This is a genomic window from Citrobacter sp. C1 (assembly GCF_014596895.2).
Taxonomy (GTDB): Bacteria; Pseudomonadota; Gammaproteobacteria; order Enterobacterales; family Enterobacteriaceae; genus Citrobacter; species Citrobacter gillenii.
Window position 1 is genome coordinate 2,610,903 of sequence record NZ_CP115035.1, and the last position, 16,702, is coordinate 2,627,604.

General features: G+C 52.4%; 19 protein-coding genes. 11 read left to right on the forward strand and 8 right to left on the reverse strand.

Features of this window, described 5'->3' with window-relative positions:
• Positions 1 to 59: 59 nt before the first annotated feature.
• On the reverse strand, positions 60 to 956 hold the full coding sequence (locus tag IB214_RS12580; RefSeq protein WP_115258571.1) for an aldo/keto reductase family oxidoreductase: 897 nt from the start codon (positions 954 to 956) through the stop codon (positions 60 to 62).
• 49 nt (positions 957 to 1,005) lie between these two features.
• On the reverse strand, positions 1,006 to 1,245 hold the full coding sequence (locus tag IB214_RS12585) for a DUF1289 domain-containing protein (protein ID WP_117343061.1): 240 nt from the start codon (positions 1,243 to 1,245) through the stop codon (positions 1,006 to 1,008).
• 101 nt (positions 1,246 to 1,346) lie between these two features.
• Here IB214_RS12585 and IB214_RS12590 point away from each other — a divergent pair, with 101 nt between their 5' ends.
• The 4 genes from IB214_RS12590 to rnt all read left to right on the forward strand — a co-directional run bounded on the left by IB214_RS12590 (position 1,347) and on the right by rnt (position 4,349).
• The gene (locus tag IB214_RS12590; protein ID WP_117343060.1) at positions 1,347 to 1,946 is read left to right on the forward strand and encodes a TetR/AcrR family transcriptional regulator; all 600 of its coding nucleotides are present in this window, start codon (positions 1,347 to 1,349) and stop codon (positions 1,944 to 1,946) included.
• Positions 1,947 to 2,004: 58 nt separating this feature from the next.
• Positions 2,005 to 3,102 carry an alkene reductase gene (locus IB214_RS12595; protein WP_117343059.1) on the forward strand — a complete coding sequence of 366 codons (1,098 nt, stop codon included), beginning with the start codon at positions 2,005 to 2,007 and terminating at the stop codon, positions 3,100 to 3,102.
• Positions 3,103 to 3,199: 97 nt separating this feature from the next.
• Positions 3,200 to 3,607, forward strand: coding sequence for a lactoylglutathione lyase (gloA, locus tag IB214_RS12600; protein WP_115258575.1), 408 nt, complete (start codon positions 3,200 to 3,202; stop codon positions 3,605 to 3,607).
• 94 nt (positions 3,608 to 3,701) lie between these two features.
• Entirely contained in the window at positions 3,702 to 4,349 is a 648-nt protein-coding gene (rnt, locus tag IB214_RS12605) for a ribonuclease T (protein WP_096757157.1), read from the forward strand.
• A 50-nt stretch (positions 4,350 to 4,399) separates the two neighbouring features.
• On the opposite strand, the gene grxD is transcribed toward rnt, so the two are convergent.
• Positions 4,400 to 4,747, reverse strand: a complete 348-nt coding sequence (gene grxD / locus IB214_RS12610) for a monothiol glutaredoxin 4 (protein ID WP_003832760.1) — start codon at positions 4,745 to 4,747, stop codon at positions 4,400 to 4,402.
• Between the two features lie 332 nt (positions 4,748 to 5,079).
• Here grxD and IB214_RS12615 point away from each other — a divergent pair, with 332 nt between their 5' ends.
• Both IB214_RS12615 and sodB read left to right on the forward strand, forming a co-directional pair.
• A complete protein-coding gene (locus IB214_RS12615) occupies positions 5,080 to 5,910 on the forward strand; it encodes a C40 family peptidase (protein ID WP_117343058.1) in 831 nt (276 codons plus the stop codon).
• Between the two features lie 127 nt (positions 5,911 to 6,037).
• Positions 6,038 to 6,619: a superoxide dismutase [Fe] gene (gene sodB / locus IB214_RS12620; protein ID WP_096757159.1), complete on the forward strand. Its 582-nt coding sequence runs from the start codon at positions 6,038 to 6,040 to the stop codon at positions 6,617 to 6,619.
• Between the two features lie 40 nt (positions 6,620 to 6,659).
• Here the strand turns inward: sodB and IB214_RS12625 are convergent, their stop codons facing one another.
• Together IB214_RS12625 and cydH are read right to left on the reverse strand one after the other, a co-directional pair.
• Positions 6,660 to 7,829, reverse strand: coding sequence for an MFS transporter (locus IB214_RS12625; protein WP_117343057.1), 1,170 nt, complete (start codon positions 7,827 to 7,829; stop codon positions 6,660 to 6,662).
• A 178-nt stretch (positions 7,830 to 8,007) separates the two neighbouring features.
• Entirely contained in the window at positions 8,008 to 8,097 is a 90-nt protein-coding gene (gene cydH / locus IB214_RS12630; protein ID WP_072036634.1) for a cytochrome bd-I accessory subunit CydH, read from the reverse strand.
• Positions 8,098 to 8,394: 297 nt separating this feature from the next.
• Here cydH and purR point away from each other — a divergent pair, with 297 nt between their 5' ends.
• Entirely contained in the window at positions 8,395 to 9,420 is a 1,026-nt protein-coding gene (gene purR, locus IB214_RS12635; protein ID WP_117343056.1) for an HTH-type transcriptional repressor PurR, read from the forward strand.
• Between the two features lie 17 nt (positions 9,421 to 9,437).
• Here the strand turns inward: purR and punR are convergent, their stop codons facing one another.
• The gene (gene punR, locus IB214_RS12640; protein ID WP_096757162.1) at positions 9,438 to 10,349 is read right to left on the reverse strand and encodes a DNA-binding transcriptional activator PunR; all 912 of its coding nucleotides are present in this window, start codon (positions 10,347 to 10,349) and stop codon (positions 9,438 to 9,440) included.
• 112 nt (positions 10,350 to 10,461) lie between these two features.
• Here punR and punC point away from each other — a divergent pair, with 112 nt between their 5' ends.
• Positions 10,462 to 11,670: a purine nucleoside transporter PunC gene (punC, locus tag IB214_RS12645; RefSeq protein ID WP_096757163.1), complete on the forward strand. Its 1,209-nt coding sequence runs from the start codon at positions 10,462 to 10,464 to the stop codon at positions 11,668 to 11,670.
• Between the two features lie 284 nt (positions 11,671 to 11,954).
• Entirely contained in the window at positions 11,955 to 13,103 is a 1,149-nt protein-coding gene (gene cfa, locus IB214_RS12650; protein WP_117343055.1) for a cyclopropane fatty acyl phospholipid synthase, read from the forward strand.
• Positions 13,104 to 13,148: 45 nt separating this feature from the next.
• Here the strand turns inward: cfa and IB214_RS12655 are convergent, their stop codons facing one another.
• Positions 13,149 to 13,790 (reverse strand): riboflavin synthase subunit alpha, encoded by a 642-nt coding sequence (locus tag IB214_RS12655; RefSeq protein WP_096757165.1) that lies wholly within the window; start codon positions 13,788 to 13,790, stop codon positions 13,149 to 13,151.
• Between the two features lie 217 nt (positions 13,791 to 14,007).
• On the opposite strand from IB214_RS12655, the gene mdtK reads away from it, so the two are divergent.
• Positions 14,008 to 15,381, forward strand: a complete 1,374-nt coding sequence (gene mdtK / locus IB214_RS12660) for an MdtK family multidrug efflux MATE transporter (RefSeq protein ID WP_096757166.1) — start codon at positions 14,008 to 14,010, stop codon at positions 15,379 to 15,381.
• A gap of 45 nt (positions 15,382 to 15,426) precedes the next feature.
• Here the strand turns inward: mdtK and IB214_RS12665 are convergent, their stop codons facing one another.
• Complete coding sequence (locus IB214_RS12665; protein ID WP_117343054.1) at positions 15,427 to 16,125, reverse strand: RluA family pseudouridine synthase; 699 nt, start codon at positions 16,123 to 16,125, stop codon at positions 15,427 to 15,429.
• Between the two features lie 143 nt (positions 16,126 to 16,268).
• On the opposite strand from IB214_RS12665, the gene IB214_RS12670 reads away from it, so the two are divergent.
• Positions 16,269 to 16,577 (forward strand): monooxygenase, encoded by a 309-nt coding sequence (locus IB214_RS12670; protein ID WP_117343053.1) that lies wholly within the window; start codon positions 16,269 to 16,271, stop codon positions 16,575 to 16,577.
• Positions 16,578 to 16,702 lie beyond the last annotated feature (125 nt).

Below are 16,702 nucleotides of genomic sequence, written 5' to 3' on the forward strand. Positions count from 1 at the left end.
CTGACTGATAAGTGTAAACCAGTGACGCAATTTTGAGCGACGGAACGCCGAAAACGCGATTACGGTACGTCGTAACCCAACGCGGCTTTACGGATACGGAACCATTGCTGGCGGGACATGGTTAACGATTCGGCCTCAATAGCAGCGCGAACGCGCTCAATTTTCCCTGAGCCAATAATCGGCAGCGGCTGTGACGGTAGACGAAGGATCCACGCATAGACCACCTGCTCAATGGACTGCGCATTCAATTCTTGCGCAATGGTGGCGAGTTCATTGCGCAGCGGTTGGAAAGCATCATCATTGAACAGTCGTCCACCACCCAGACAGGACCAGGCCATTGGCCGGATACGCAGTTGTTGCAGCTGATCTAAGGTGCCATCCAGCAGCAGTGGCTGATGCACCGGGGAAATCTCAACCTGATTGGTTGCCAGCGTAAACGGCAGACGTGATTGCAACAGGGAAAACTGCGCAGGCGTAAAGTTAGACACGCCAAAGTGACGCACTTTGCCGCTATGATGCAGTTTCTTAAACGCCTCAGCCACTTCGTCGGCATCCATCAGCGGATCGGGACGATGGATCAAGAGCAGATCAATATGGTCGGTCGCCAGCAGTTTCAGCGACTGCTCCGCGCTGGCAATAATATGGTCGCTGTCGGTGATGTAGTGACCGAGGGTATTTTCCGCCCGTGCCGTGGTGGCAATACCGCATTTGGTCACGATCTGCATTTTTTCACGCAGATGCGGAGCCAGCTTCATCGCCTCGCCAAACGCCGCTTCGCACTGGTATCCACCATAAATATCAGCGTGATCGACGGTGGTTACGCCCAGGTCAAGATGTTCTTCAATAAAGCTGACGAGCTGGCGCGCGGACATATTCCAGTCCATCAGCCGCCAGTACCCCATGACAAAGCGAGAAAATTCCGGGCCTTGCGGCGCAATAGTAATACGCTGAACCATAGCAGCTTCCTTAACAATGAGTGTGCATCGAGTATACGCAATTACGCTTTTAAAAGAGTGAAGGTTGTTGCGGTTCTTCTGGCGGGCTGGGATTGTTTGCACGTAATTTACGCATCAGACGCTGACGACAAAGACGCAGCACATCCTGCTTTTCGGCATCGCTCATTTTCTGCCAGTTAAAGCGCTCATCCCGGCTACGAAAACATCCACGGCAAAAGCCGCGTTCGTCGGACTGGCAGATCCCGCGGCACGGGCTCTGGACGGGGAAAAACTCCAGCTGTTCGGCCACATCCCCTCCTTACGTAAGATAGTTATACCTATTGAAGACGCTAACTGAATTTCTGGCAAGCGCTATTGCATTAGACCGACTGGTCTATTACACTCCATGCCATGAACAAAGCAACTGAACACGACACACGCGAACATCTTCTGGCAACCGGCGAGCAGCTTTGCATGCAGCGCGGTTTCACCGGTATGGGTTTAAGCGAACTGCTGAAAACCGCCGAGGTGCCCAAAGGGTCGTTTTACCACTATTTTCGCTCTAAAGAAGCGTTTGGTGTTTCCATGCTTGAACGCCATTACGCGGCCTACCACCTTCGGCTGGCCACACATTTAGCATCGGGTGCCGGTAACTACCGCGACAGAATCCTCGCCTACTATCAGGAAACCCTGAATCAGTTTAGTCAACACGGCATTATTAGCGGTTGCTTAACGGTCAAACTGTCGGCTGAAGTATGCGATCTCTCTGAAGATATGCGTACGGCGATGGATAAAGGCGCTCGGCACATTATTACCCTGCTGGCGCAAGCGCTGGAAAAAGGTCGCGACACACACTGCCTGTCGTTTAGCGGCGAACCGCTGCAGCAAGCGCAGGTGCTGTATGCGCTGTGGCTCGGGGCCAACCTGCAGGCCAAGATGTCTCGCAGTGCCACCCCACTGGAAAATGCGCTGGCACACGTTAAAAACATTATTGCAACGCCTGCCGTTTAACAGGCGTTTTTATTTACCCAATCGCTAGACGACCGGTCTATTCATACCTGGAGTTAATATGTCATCTGAAAAATTGTTTTCCCCGCTGAAAGTAGGAGCCATCACGGCGGCCAACCGCGTATTTATGGCCCCACTGACGCGCCTGCGTAGCATCGAACCTGGCGACATCCCAACTCCGCTGATGGCCGAGTATTATCGCCAACGCGCCAGCGCTGGTCTTATCATCAGCGAGGCCACTCAGATATCTGCTCAGGCAAAAGGCTACGCCGGTGCGCCGGGATTACACAGCGCAGCACAAATTGAAGCCTGGAAAAAAATCACCGCCGCCGTCCACGCTGAACAAGGTCATATTGCCGTACAGTTGTGGCACACCGGTCGTATCTCTCACGTCAGCCTGCAGCCGAACGGACAACCGCCAGTTGCCCCTTCTGCCATCAGCGCCGGTACCCGTACCTCGCTGCGCGATGAAAACGGTATGGCAACGCGTGCCGACACCTCAATGCCGCGCGCCCTGGAAACCGACGAAATCCCGGGCATCGTCAATGATTTCCGTCAGGCAATCGCCAACGCACGCGAGGCTGGCTTTGACATGGTTGAGCTGCACTCTGCCCATGGCTATTTGCTACACCAGTTCCTGTCACCCACCTCTAACCAGCGTACCGATCAGTACGGCGGCAGCGTCGAAAATCGTGCACGTCTGGTGCTGGAAGTCGTTGATGCCGGTATCAAAGAATGGGGCGCAGACCGGATTGGCATCCGCGTATCCCCAATCGGCTCTTTCCAGAACGTTGATAACGGCCCGAATGAAGAAGCCGATGCGTTGTACCTGATTGAACAGCTGGGTAAACGTGGTATCGCTTATCTGCACATGTCCGAACCAGACTGGGCCGGCGGAGAGCCGTATAGCGATGCGTTCCGCGAGAAAGTTCGCGCGCGTTTCCACGGTCCGATTATTGGTGCTGGTGCCTACACCCCGGAAAAAGCAGAAGCGCTGATTGAGAAAGGGTTGATCGACGCCGTCGCCTTTGGCCGCGCCTATATTGCCAACCCGGATTTGGTCGCACGTTTGCAGCACAAAGCAGAACTGAACTCGCAGCGCGCAGAGAGTTTCTACGGCGGCGGTGCAGAGGGTTACACGGATTATCCGACCCTGTAATTGCGCAATCTCCGTTCTGGCATTGATAGCGGCGCAACAACGCCGCTATACTAAAACAACATATTGAATGTACTAGCCATTTTTGAAGGGGAAAAAGATGCGTTTACTTCATACCATGCTGCGCGTAGGTGACCTGCAGCGTTCCATCGAATTTTACACCAACGTGCTGGGCATGAAGCTGCTGCGTACCAGTGAAAACCCTGAATACAAGTATTCTCTGGCCTTTGTCGGTTACGGTCCTGAGACCGATGAAGCCGTCATTGAGCTGACCTACAACTGGGGCGTCGACAAATATGACCTGGGCACTGCCTACGGCCACATTGCTCTGAGCGTAGACAACGCCGCAGAAGCCTGCGAGCGCATTCGTCAGAACGGCGGCAACGTGACGCGCGAAGCGGGTCCGGTCAAAGGCGGGACGACGGTTATCGCATTTGTAGAAGATCCGGACGGTTACAAAATCGAACTGATCGAAGAGAAAGACGCAGGCCGCGGCCTGGGTGACTAACCACCCCTCGGGCGCAGATCGTCTGTGCCCGTAGTTTTATACTCATCATTTTGTCATAATACGCGCTGCAATTTTCCCGTATTAAGAGACCCAGATGTCCGATAACGCTCAACTTTCCGGTCTGTGTGACCGTTTTCGTGGTTTTTATCCTGTCGTCATTGATGTAGAAACAGCGGGATTTAACGCCAAAACCGATGCGCTGCTCGAGATTGCGGCCATCACGCTGAAAATGGATGAACAAGGCTGGCTGATGCCGGACATGACGTTGCATTTCCACGTCGAACCGTTTGAAGGGGCAAATCTGCAACCAGAAGCACTTGCGTTTAACGGTATTGATCCGAGCAACCCGTTGCGCGGCGCGGTCAGCGAATACGACGCCCTGCACGCCATCTTCAAAATGGTGCGTAAAGGCATCAAAGACAGCGGCTGCAATCGGGCGATTATGGTTGCGCATAATGCCACCTTCGATCACAGCTTCATGATGGCAGCCGCCGAACGCGCCTCGCTGAAGCGCAACCCATTTCACCCGTTTGTGACCTTTGACACTGCGGCCTTAAGCGGTCTTTCGCTCGGGCAAACCGTACTGTCTAAAGCGTGTCTGGCTGCAGGAATGGAGTTTGATGGCAACCAGGCGCACTCTGCGCTGTATGACACCGAACGGACGGCAGTGCTGTTTTGCGAAATCGTTAACCGCTGGAAACGTCTTGGTGGGTGGCCCCTGCCAATGCCTGAAGAGGCATAAGCGGACCATAAAAAAAGCGACCAGACTGGTCGCTTTTTCGTTTCTGCTGATTACTCAGCGTCCGGCTCTTCGGTTTTGTACTTCGCCGCAGTCTCTTTGATAAGCTGCTGCAATTCACCGCGCTGGTACATTTCGATTAAAATGTCGCAGCCGCCAACCAGCTCACCATCAACCCACAGCTGCGGGAAGGTTGGCCAGTTTGCGTATTTCGGCAACTCGGCGCGAATATCCGGGTTTTGCAGAATATCAACATAAGCAAAGCGTTCACCACAGGCAGACAGCGCCTGCACAGCCTGAGCGGAAAAACCGCAGCTTGGCAGTTTTGGAGAACCTTTCATGTACAGGAGAATCGGGTTTTCAGCGATCTGGCGCTGGATTTTTTCGATAGTGGTGCTCATTATCTTGCTTCCTTAACTTCTTTTACGGCAGTAGTCTGACATTGTAACGGGTCTGACTGACAACGGAAAATAACATTTTTCTTACGGTTATTATTTTATCGCCAGTCGCCATAAGTTGCATTCAGAATCTTACTTATCCCTTTTATGCACAAGGAATTGATTATCCCTTCGCCAGTATTGGCGTTGATTGCTGTTTTTTTTTGCGGTCGGTAACGAAACACTATTTTAAACAAAAAAAGCTATTAACTTTCCCCGTTTCTATAGATTAGAATCATCAAGTTTTGAAAATCACACGCAGGCATGATAGACCTGCCCTAACAGAGGACTGCTCAGTGGCGCGGATAAACCGGATCTCGATCACGCTCTGTGCTTTGCTTTTTACCACACTCCCTTTTACGTCAGTGGCCCATGCTTCGAAGCAGGCCAGGACGACACCTGCCGTTTCCCACACGCTCAAAACGGTAGATAAAAAGAAAAGCGCGACAGCCAGTAAAAAAGTCACACAAACCAGCAAGAAAACGGCAAAAAAAACCACCAGTAAATCCAGCACCAAAACCGCTTCCTCTTCCAAAAAACGCACCGCGACACCTGCAAAAACAACCAAAACGGTCAACCGTCGCAGTAAAGTCGCAACAACACAAACCGCTGCGGTCACCTGGACTGAAAAATGCACCCCGCGCAAAGGTCACAAGCCGCGCTGTGTAAAAGTAAAATCAACAGCCCCGGTAGCCCTCGCTGATGCCCATAAAGTGAAAGTGCAAAAAGCGACCAAAACCGCGATGTCTACTCTGATGAACCAGATCGGTAAACCCTACCGCTGGGGTGGCTCTTCGCCGAGAACCGGTTTTGATTGCAGTGGTCTGGTTTATTACGCGTATAAGGACCTGGTGAAGTTCCGCATTCCGCGTACTGCCAATGAAATGTACCACCTGCGCGACGCAGCACCGATCGACCGCGATGAACTGAAAAACGGCGATTTGGTCTTCTTCCGTACCCAGGGCCGCGGCACCGCCGATCACGTTGGTGTCTACGTTGGCAACGGTAAGTTTATTCAGTCACCACGTAGCGGTCAGGAGATCCAAATCACCTCCCTGAGTGAAGATTACTGGCAGCGCCACTATGTGGGCGCTCGTCGTGTCATGACGCCAAAAACAATTCGCTAAAATCTTACCCTACAGTATGTGCTGTAGGGTAAGTTCTTCTTTTGCATAACCTTTCAATTTGCTACCCTATCCTTACTCACAATGAGGCTATTGTGTGTACTCAATATAAATAATAAGGAGAGAAGCAATGTCGTTCGAATTACCTGCATTACCGTATGCCAAAGATGCTCTGGCGCCGCACATTTCTGCTGAAACGCTGGAATACCACTATGGCAAACACCACCAGACTTACGTTACTAACCTGAATAACTTGATCAAAGGCACGGCGTTTGAAGGCAAATCACTGGAAGAGATCGTACGTAGCTCTGAAGGTGGTGTGTTTAACAACGCGGCTCAGGTCTGGAACCACACCTTCTACTGGAACTGCCTGGCACCCAACGCGGGCGGTGAACCGACCGGTGAACTGGCTGAAGCCATTGTTGCATCTTTTGGTAGCTTCGCTGACTTCAAAGCGCAATTCACCGATGCGGCGATCAAAAACTTCGGCGCTGGCTGGACCTGGCTGGTAAAAGGTACTGATGGCAAACTGGCTATCGTTTCCACGTCAAATGCCGGAACACCGCTGACCACCGATGCAACGCCGCTGATGACCGTTGATGTGTGGGAACACGCCTACTACATCGACTATCGCAACGCGCGTCCTGGCTACCTGGAACATTTCTGGGCGCTGGTGAACTGGGAGTTTGTTGCGAAAAACTTCGCAGCATAAAAATGATAACGCAGAAGGGACTCCCTTCTGCGTTTTAGCGTTAGTTCGTGACGCTGCAGGCCTCGTCAGGCTGTTTTCTCGCGGAGACAAAGACCAGTAGCAACGCCATCCCAGCCACAATTGCCCCCATCACCGGGACAAAACTGTAACCTAAACCACCCGATATCACTGCGCCACCCGCCGCCGCACCTAGCGCATTCCCCAGATTAAACGCACCAATGTTGACCGAGGATGATAAGCCCGGCGCGTCGCTGGCAACGCGCATCACACGCATCTGTAACGGCGGAACTACCGCAAAGGTTGCCGCACCCCAGACTACCATGCTGATGGCTGCACCCAATTCACTACGCGCCAGTAACGGGATTGCCAGCATAATCACCATCAATAGCAGTAAGAAGCCTTTCAGCGTGCCGTTGACTGAGCGGTCCGCCAGTTTACCGCCCAGATAGTTACCGATTGAGAACCCGACGCCAATCAGCACCAGCATTCCGGTTACAAAGGCAGGCGTGGCATGGGTGATGCTATGCAGCACCGGTGAAATATAGGTATAGAGCGTGAACATCGCACCGGCTCCCAGCACAGTAGTCAGCAACGCTGACACCACCTGCGGGCGCATGAGCACCGCCAGCTCTTTGCGCACGTTCGGGCGCTCCCCTGCTCCGCCTTTCGGCAACGAGAAGAACAGGCTGACCATCGAGATAACCCCCAGACCCGCCGTTGCCATAAAGGACATGCGCCAGCCGATGGTTTCACCCAGCCAGGTCGCTGCAGGAACGCCGCCAATATTGGCGATGGTGAGTCCCATAAACATGGTGGCGACAGCGCTGGCCTGTTTGTGCTTTGGAACCACGCTTGCCGCTACAACCGAGCCGAGACCAAAAAAGGCCCCATGGTTAAGACTGGTCAGAATACGCGACAGCATCAGAGTAGTGTAATCGGGAGATAACGCCGACAGCACGTTGCCGAGCGTAAAAATCGCCATCAGAAAAATCAGCGCATTGCGGCGCCCGCGATGAGAAAGCAATAAGGTCATTAACGGTGCACCGACCATCACCCCTACCGCATAGGCGCTAATTAGCATCCCTGCCGCCGGAATCGAGACATCGACGCCTTTAGCGATGACGGGTAATAACCCCATCGGAGAAAACTCCGTCGTGCCGATACCAAACGCCCCTATCGCCAGCGCCAGTAGTGGATAATTTATTTTCATACAGCGACTCCGTAACGTCGAGCCGTAGCACGACACAGAATAAGAGTCAAAAGCATGACATTGATCGCAAAAATAATAAAGTTAACAAAAATGCAAAAGACTTTTGCTTATTTGCAAACAATAGCAGTGGGAGGACGGGTTGGCGGGATGAGGGAGATAGCTCTCCCTCGGCGATACATCAATGCAGCGCGGCGGTTAAACCACTGGCAACAATCAAACCCAGAACAATAATGGTGGTGACTAACGAAAATTTCAGATCGGTGCTCATCAAGTTTTCTCCTTTTTATTCCCACACAAAAAGTGATATTGCGCATTTTTGCACACTTGAAGGTAAAAATCTCTCACGATTTATATTGATAAATGCTTTTAACTCTTCCCCTTTTCGTAAAGATCAGACAAAATTCCACGCTTACTTGATTAGCGTACCGGCCATTGACCCCTTCCTGACGTTCCGTGTCGTTTTCCTGGCGTACCGCAACCCTGATGTTGCGCGAAGGGTGTGTGAAGGCAAACGTTTACCTGGAGTATTCTCAGGAACTTAGGATATGGTCTGGAGTGAGATGTAATGGCAACAATTAAAGATGTAGCGAAGCGAGCAAACGTTTCCACTACAACCGTATCACACGTAATTAACAAAACACGCTTTGTCGCGGAAGAAACGCGCAATGCCGTCTGGGCAGCAATTAAAGAACTACATTATTCCCCAAGCGCGGTGGCACGCAGTCTGAAGGTGAATCACACTAAATCGATTGGCTTGTTGGCGACCAGCAGCGAAGCCGCCTACTTTGCGGAAATCATCGAAGCCGTTGAGAAGAACTGCTTCCAGAAAGGCTATACGCTGATTCTGGGCAACGCGTGGAACAGCCTCGAGAAGCAGCAGGCCTACCTCTCCATGATGGCGCAGAAGCGCGTAGATGGTCTGCTGGTGATGTGTTCTGAATACCCGGAACCTCTGCTTTCCATACTCGAAGAATATCGCCATATTCCGATGGTGGTGATGGATTGGGGCGAAGCCAAAGCCGATTTTACCGATACGGTCATCGATAACGCCTTTGAAGGCGGTTATATGGCAGGCCGTTATCTGGTTGAACGCGGTCATCGCGAGATTGGTGTGATCCCAGGGTCTATGGAGCGTAACACCGGCGCCGGACGCCTGGCGGGCTTTATGAAGGCGATGGAAGAAGCGCTGATTAAAGTGCCTGACAACTGGATTGTCCAGGGCGATTTTGAGCCTGAATCCGGGTATCGCGCCATGCAGCAGATCCTCTCCCAGTCGCACCGCCCGACCGCCGTCTTCTGCGGTGGTGATATCATGGCGATGGGCGCACTTTGCGCCGCTGATGAGATGGGCCTGCGCGTCCCGCAAGATGTGTCGCTGATTGGTTACGACAACGTGCGTAACGCCCGCTTCTTCACCCCGGCATTAACCACCATTCATCAGCCAAAAGATTCGCTCGGTGAAACGGCCTTTAACATGCTGTTAGACCGTATCGTGAATAAACGCGAAGAGTCACAGTCTATTGAGGTGCACCCGCGCCTGGTAGAACGTCGCTCCGTGGCCGATGGTCCGTTCCGCGATTATCGTCGATAATCTGTTGTGCGGGAGCCTTACTCTGGCTCCCGCAGCCACTCTTTATTCAACGTTTCACTGTCCCCTAAATAGTCCAGCAGCCATCTCAGTGCGGGTGACGTATCGTTTTGCTGCCAGGTCAGGCAACACGCGGCATCAGGAAAGGGATTTTCAAGCTGTAGTGCAACCCATTTTCCGCTGTCGATCCACGGTTTGGAAAAATGCGTCGGCACCATCCCAACACAGAGCCCAGCCGATAAGCAGGTGGCAGATGACTCCCAGTCAGGCACTACCACCCGTTTTTGGTTATCCAGTAGCCAGGTAATACGTTTTGGCAACGTACGGGAGGTATCTTCTCGTACCAGCGACGGCCAGTTGCGCAACGTATCGTCACTGAGCGGTCCCGGCATCGACGCCAGCGGATGATGACTTGCCACCACGCAGTTCCAGCTCAACATTCCCATATCGCGAAACGTATAGCGCCCCCCTACCGGAATAGCCTGCGTCGCGCCAATCGCCAGCTCCACGCGCCCGTCCGATAACGCATCCCAGACGCCGTTAAACACCTCCTGAAAAACGATTAACTCCACATCATCAAAATGACGGTAGAAATCCACAATCATCTGCCGGGTCCGCTCCGGCCTGACAATATTATCGACGGCAATCGCCAGTTGCCCACGCCAGCCGTTGGCAATTTGCTGACATTGTTGGCGAGTGATCTGCATTTTTTTGATAACAGAACGCCCTTCTTTTAAAAACCACGCCCCGGCGGGGGTTAATTCCACATCCCGATGGCGACGTTCGAAAAGAGGCACAGCCAACCACTCCTCCAGTTGACGCACGGTATAGCTCACCGCCGAAGGCACGCGGTGCAACTCCTGGGCGGCAGAACTAAAGCTGCCGTTGCGTGCGACTGCATCCACCACTTCAAGGGAATATTCTGACCACATACTCTGCCTGCAAAAAATTTGAAATCAATAAGCAAATATTAGCGTTTCACAGCAAGAATTTCACTCACTACACTCAGCGGCACTGTTCTATTGCTTATAAAGAGAAATAATGATGCAACCTGGAAAAGGGTTTTTAGTCTGGCTGGCAGGTCTTAGCGTGCTCGGTTTTCTGGCAACGGATATGTATTTGCCAGCATTTGCGGCTATTCAGTCCGATTTGCAAACCCCAGCATCAGCCGTCAGCGCCAGCCTTAGCCTGTTCTTAGCGGGTTTTGCCATCGCGCAACTTCTGTGGGGGCCACTCTCCGACCATTATGGCCGCAAGCCTATTTTGCTACTGGGCCTCTCCATCTTCGCGCTGAGCAGTCTTGGCATGCTTTGGGTCGAAAACGCCACCGGCTTGCTGGTGCTGCGCTTTATCCAGGCTGTGGGTGTCTGTGCGGCGTCGGTTATCTGGCAGGCGTTGGTTGCTGATTATTATCCCTCGCAAAAAGTGAACCGTATCTTTGCCACCATTATGCCGCTGGTCGGGTTATCTCCCGCGCTCGCGCCATTATTAGGCAGTTGGATCCTGATGCATTTTTCCTGGCAGGCTATTTTTGCCACCCTGTTTGCCATCACCCTGATCCTGATGCTGCCGGCCCTGCGCCTGAAGCCCACGGCTAAAGCGCGTGACGATAGCCAGGATAAGCTCACCTTTGCCACCCTGCTGCGCTCCAGAACCTACCGCGGCAACGTGCTGATTTATGCGGCCTGTTCCGCGAGCTTTTTCGCGTGGCTGACCGGCTCGCCGTTTATCCTGAGCGAGATGGGCTATAGCCCGGCCGTCATTGGCCTGAGCTATGTGCCGCAAACCATCGCCTTTTTGATCGGCGGATACGGCTGTCGTGCCGCCCTGCAAAAATGGGAAGGTCGTCAATTACTGCCGTGGCTGCTCATTCTGTATGCGGTGAGCGTTATCGCTACCTGGGCGGTCGGCTTTATTCACCACGTTGCGCTGGCCGAAATCCTGATCCCATTCTGCGTGATGGCAATAGCGAACGGTGCTATCTATCCGATTGTCGTTGCTCAGGCTTTGCGTCCCTTCCCACAGGCAACAGGACGTGCCGCAGCGCTGCAGAATACGCTTCAACTGGGCTTATGCTTCCTGGCAAGTCTGGTTGTGTCGTGGTTGATCAGCACGCCGCTATTCACCACCACCGGCGTCATGCTGTCTACGGTGTTGCTGGCCGCGCTGGGGTACAAAATGCAGTCGCAGAAAGAATGTCGCTCTCACGCTGATGAGGTTTCTACTGCTGCGCCCGGCGAATCACATTCATAGCGCTTGAATAATTAATTAGCGGGCTAATATTTTTTGATTGAACCCACAAAAATTCAGGCCTATACTGATTTCCAGTTGTTACAAAAACGATAATTTTTATGTGTTAACGGGAATACGCATGTTCCCGCTTAACCACGGATGGCCTTTTCGGTAAGGGGTTCTCCCTTCCTCTGTTCTACGTCGGAAAACAGATTCGCGGATTCATTCCGTGAGATTTCTCACAAAGCCCAAAAAGCGTCTACGCTGTTTTAAGGTTCTGATCACCGACCTGTGATGGAGAAGCTATGAGTTCATCGTGTATAGAAGACGTCAGCGTACCAGATGATGACTGGTATCGAATCACCAGTGAATTATTAAGCCGTGCGGGCATTACCATTAATGGCACTGCACCGGCAGATATTCGCGTTAACAACCCCGATTTTTACAAGCGCGTTTTACAGGAAGGTTCGCTGGGTTTAGGTGAAAGTTATATGGATGGCTGGTGGGAATGCGATCGGCTGGACATGTTTTTTACTCAGGTTTTACGTGCCGGCCTTGAAGGCCAACTCCCCCGCCACTTTAAAGACACACTGCGAATCGCCGCCGCGCGCCTGTTCAATTTACAGAATAAAAAACGCGCGTGGGTTGTCGGAAAAGAACACTACGATTTAGGCAACGATCTCTTCACCCGCATGCTTGATCCCTACATGCAATATTCCTGTGCCTACTGGAAGGACGCCACGACCCTGGAGTCAGCCCAACAGGCGAAGCTCAATATGATCGCCGAAAAATTACAGCTCAAACCGGGGATGCGCGTGCTGGACATCGGCTGTGGCTGGGGAGGCTTGTCCCAGTTTATGGCCGCCCATTACGGCGTCAGCGTCGTGGGGGTGACCATTTCTGCCGAACAGCAGAAACTGGCACAAACACGGTGTGAAGGGCTGGATGTCACTATTTTGCTTGAGGATTACCGCGACCTGCACGATCGTTTCGACCGCATTGTCTCCGTTGGCATGTTTGAGCATGTGGGTCCAAAAAACTATAACACCTATTTTGATGTTGTCGATCGCAATTTAAAACCAGAGGGTCTGTTTTTGCTCCACAGCATTGGATCCAGAAAAACCGACAATAACGTCGATCCGTGGATCAATAAGTATATTTTCCCGAATGGTTGCTTGCCGTCCGTGCGCCAGATTGCGAAAGCCAGCGAGCCGCATTTTGTGATGGAAGACTGGCACAACTTTGGCGCCGATTACGATACTACACTGATGGCCTGGCATACGCGCTTTATGGCAACCTGGCCTGAAATCACCGATCACTACACCGAGCGCTTTAAACGTATGTTCAGCTACTACCTCAACGCCTGTGCCGGCGCATTTCGCGCCCGTGATATTCAGCTCTGGCAGGTGGTGTTCTCACGTGGCGTAGAACACGGTCTGCGCGTTCCACGCTAGTCATTCTCGCCCCCGCCTTCAACGGGGGCCTGGAAACGCGCCGGCTTAGACTTCGCCGGTGACGTGATTTACTGCACTTTCTTTTGCCGCCAGCACGCGCTCAACGGTATCCACGACCGCCTGCGTTTGTGGGTCGATTTCGATGTTGACCCGAGCCCCCAGTTTTTTCTTACCAAGCGTCGTACGCTCCAGCGTTTCCGGGATCAAATGCACGCAAAAACGCGTCGGTGTTACTTCGCCAACCGTCAGGCTGATACCATCAATGCCGATAAATCCTTTGTACAGGATATATTTCATCAACGACGCATCCTGCACCTTAAACCAGATCTGACGATTATTTTCTGAGGTCAGAATTTTTGATATCTCAGCGGTAGTCATAATATGGCCTGACATTAAATGCCCGCCGATCTCATCGCTGAATTTTGCCGCGCGCTCTACGTTGACCCGATCGCCCACTTTAAGCTCGCCCAGATTAGTAATACGCAGCGTTTCTTTCATCAGGTCAAAGCTGATGTGATTGCCGTTAATGTCGGTCACCGTCAGACAACAACCATTGTGTGCCACCGATGCACCCGTCTCCAGGCCATCCAGCATGTATTCCGGTAACTCCACTACATGCGTACGAAAATTTGGTTTCTCATCAATAGACACCAGTTTCGCGGTGCCCTGCACAATACCCGTAAACATACCTCTAACTCCTGAACGTAATTAAGACATATCTGTTGTGCACAATAGCAGGTGAAAATTGCCGTTGCCAGCAATGCACCGCCCCCACCTGTTTTTTCACTGGAGAATTACGTATTCCTCGCTACAATAGACTGCAATTTCCCCTGTATTTTCTTCTTGCTGCCCTCTCAGGCGGCTTTTTTAGTCTCTCAAATAACAACAATATAATGGTGTAAACGTGCAAAAGTATGTAATCGAAGCGCGTCAGTTATTAGCTCTGGCAATTCCGGTGATTCTTGCGCAAATCGCCCAAACCGCAATGGGGTTCGTCGATACCGTCATGGCGGGTGGATACAGCGCGACGGACATGGCTGCCGTCGCTATCGGGACCTCCATTTGGCTCCCGGCCATCTTATTTGGTCACGGACTCCTGCTGGCATTGACGCCAGTCATTGCGCAACTTAACGGATCGGGTCGCCGCGACCGCATTGCTCATCAAATACGCCAGGGTTTCTGGCTGGCGGGCAGCGTATCTGTGCTCATTATGGTGGTGCTCTGGAATGCGGGATACATTATCCGCTCCATGGATAATATCGATCCGGCGCTGGCCGATAAAGCCGTCGGCTACCTGCGCGCGCTGTTGTGGGGCGCGCCTGGCTATTTATTCTTCCAGGTAGCTCGTAACCAGTGTGAAGGTCTGGCCAAAACCAAACCGGCGATGGTGATGGGGTTTCTCGGCCTGTTGGTCAACATCCCGGTTAACTACATTTTCATCTATGGGCATTTTGGCATGCCAGAACTCGGCGGCGTAGGCTGCGGCGTTGCCACTGCGGCGGTGTACTGGGTGATGTTTCTCGCCATGTTGTCCTACGTTAAACGTGCGCGCTCAATGCGTGATATTCGCAACGTCCGCGGTTTCCAGAAACCCGATACCGCGGTGATGAAGCGCCTGATCCAGTTGGGCTTACCGATTGCGCTGGCATTATTCTTTGAAGTAACGTTGTTCGCCGTAGTGGCATTGCTGGTTTCCCCGCTGGGGATTGTAGACGTGGCCGGACACCAAATCGCGCTGAACTTTAGCTCGCTCATGTTCGTTCTTCCTATGTCGCTGGCAGCCGCCGTAACGATTCGCGTGGGTTATCGTCTGGGCCAGGGGTCAACGCTTGATGCCCAAACTGCAGCCAGAACCGGGTTGGGCGTCGGTGTTTGCATGGCGGTGTTAACCGCAGTGTTCACCGTGACCCTGCGTGAGCACATCGCCCTGCTCTACAACAATAATCCTGAAGTGGTGACGCTGGCTGCCCAGCTCATGTTGCTGGCCGCCGTGTATCAAATATCGGACTCGATTCAGGTCATTGGCAGTGGGATCCTGCGTGGTTATAAAGATACGCGCTCCATTTTCTTTATCACCTTTATCGCTTACTGGGTGTTGGGTTTACCGAGCGGATATATCCTCGCACTGACCGACCTGGTAGTTGAACGCATGGGTCCAGCAGGTTTCTGGATCGGCTTTATTATCGGTCTGACCTCTGCTGCAGTAATGATGATGCTGCGCATGCGTTATCTGCAACGCCAGCCGTCCGCCATTATTTTACAACGCGCGGCGCGATAACACCCCGCAATAGCCGCCCCCCGGCGGCTATTGTCTCCACCCTATTCAGAACGGACTGCCATTGTGGGCGTTGATCGCTTCTCCGCTGACAGGATGCTTAAAATGCAGTTCGCTGGCATGCAGCATCAGTCGTGGCGTCCGTTCTGTACCCGGCAACAGACGCCCCCCATACAGATCGCAGCCCCAAATGGCGTATCCCAGATGTTGACAGTGAATACGCAACTGATGGGTGCGACCGGTTTCGGGGAAAAGCTGTACCCGCGTTAACGGCAGTACAGTCCCGTCTTCCAGCGGATGATTAAAGCGCTCGACAACCCGATAGCGGGAGCGCGCGGGTTTGCCGCTGATGGCGCATATCGACATCAGCGGAAACAGCGCCGGATCCTTGGCAATAGCAGCGTCTATCACCCCTTCATCCTCGCTCAAATGCCCACAGAGCAAGGCGCTATACACCTTGGTAACAGCGCGCAGGCTGAATTGCTGGCACAGCGCAGCATTGGTAGCCTTATTGCGGGCAATCACCATCAGCCCGGAAGTGCCAAAATCAAGTCGATGCACCAGCGTGCAGCCGGGATAAATCTGAACCAGCCGGTGATGTACCGAGTCGATATTTTGCGGATTTTTTCCCGACAGGCTTAGCAAACCGGTGGGTTTATTGATAAGAAGCAGATGGTCGTCCTGATAGAGGACCTCTATCTCGTCATGGCACGGCGGAGCAATAAAGGTATCAAAGAGAGTAGACATCAGGCAGCCATGATAAAGTACGGGAGCGGATCATAACGAATTTTCAACCGACTGGCGAATCAGCGATCTTTTGCCGTTTATTGTGCAATAAATTAAAAATAAGATACTGACTTACCCGCATCAGCGTTATCCATGGAGGAATTATGTCAAACACACTATTGCAGTTGCACTTTGATTTTCAGGGCCCGTTTGGCGAAGAGATGTCACGCCAGCTTGTCGACCTGGCAGAATCCATTAACCAGGAGCCTGGCTTTATCTGGAAAATCTGGACAGAAAACGAAGCAACCCAGGAAGCCGGCGGCATCTACCTGTTTCAGGACAAAGAAACTGCGCTGGCATATGTTAAAAAGCATACAGCCCGTCTGAAGCCGCTGGGTGTGCAAAACGTGCAATTCAAAATCTTTAATGTCAATGAACCGTTAACGCGCATTAACCACGGCATGGCTGAGTAACATTGTTGCTTTATCACAGGCAAAATAGAGGGCGGCTTTACGTTCAAGCTGCCCTTTAGCAGGAGGTTATGTACTCTTAGCCGACATGACTGCTATCCTTGCTTGTAATAAGAGATCGTCTGGCA